The 1,094-nt window shown below is 52.1% G+C and carries 1 protein-coding gene and 1 pseudogene; both read left to right on the forward strand.

All coding sequences use genetic code 11. The features are described 5' to 3' along the window. Nucleotides 1-233 (forward strand): hypothetical protein (locus tag AC1DSG_RS31330; protein ID WP_477794318.1); only part of this gene is annotated, 233 nt, incomplete at its 5' end. Nucleotides 234-843: 610 nt separating this feature from the next. Continuing rightward, a pseudogene (locus AC1DSG_RS31335) lies at nt 844-1,094 on the forward strand (DNA-binding protein); the annotation flags it as partial.

Here is a 1,094-nt window from a genome sequence, read left to right on the forward strand (position 1 = left end):
AAATGATGTCGAGATTTGTTGTTGCCCCTGCCATACCAACAGAAACAGAGTCACTGCGCAGCGGAGCGCGCTTCTACTGCAAGACTGCGCCCATAGGATTCAACATCTATGACAACGAAGAGATGCTTCGACTGAAGACTACCTACCAGGCTCGGGAAGACGCCGACGCTGAGTGTCAGCGACTGAACCTAGAGCGCCTTCAAAACGTTTTCGGATCGAGAGTCCATAACTGAGCTATAGCGCATTTTTCACGCTCAAAAAGGCATCAAGCGCATGGCGTTTCGAGCTGAGTGGATCAAATGCTTAGTGACGTGCGAGCTACTCCACTTTGACGCGGATACTCGGCATTCAGGAGCGAACAAACACCCTCTGCTTCGACCCTGGCCTTGAACACACCATGCTTGCTAGCAGAGCCGCCTTCTACAAGATCAACGACCCTGTATCGCTTGCTACCATCGTCCAGCGTGGTGGTTTCAATCACTCTGAATCTTTCGTGCATGGTTGCTTTCCGTGCATGACATTGGTGTCTACAAGTACCGACAAAACTAGATGATTTCAAGAACGAGGCAGGTTTGAGCTGAGACAATTTATGACAGTGCTATCCGCTCGCCTTTGCGGGGAGCCGACTCAGCAGTAGGTGGTGTGTGGATGCATTTTTCTTAAAGTCGCTGCTTCGGGCCGACGGGCCCGGCTGAGCCAGCTTCAATGACTTAGAGGGCTCTGACTGGAGACGGTAGTATGGTGCTGTCATCGATCAACCAGCCCCAACCTTATGAGCTACTGCTTGTCACATCCCGACAAAATAAACACCAATCAAGAACCTGCTGAGACGAAGGATTAGAGATGGAATGTACTTTCACCCTGGCATACCAATTGCCGTCTGACGACATCGATATGGATGCGATTATGGATCGCTTGGCGGAAGAAGGCTGTGATGATGCGCTGGTCGGAGTCGGGCAACCAGGTCGACTGGCGTTGGAGTTTGTCCGTGAAGCACCTTCTGCTCATGACGCAATTGAGGGCGCCATAGAAGACGTGGCCCGAGCTGTACCTAACGCACGCTTGATCGAGGCAGCTCTCGCTCCATCACTGAC

The organism is Pseudomonas sp. P5_A12 (assembly GCF_056400685.1).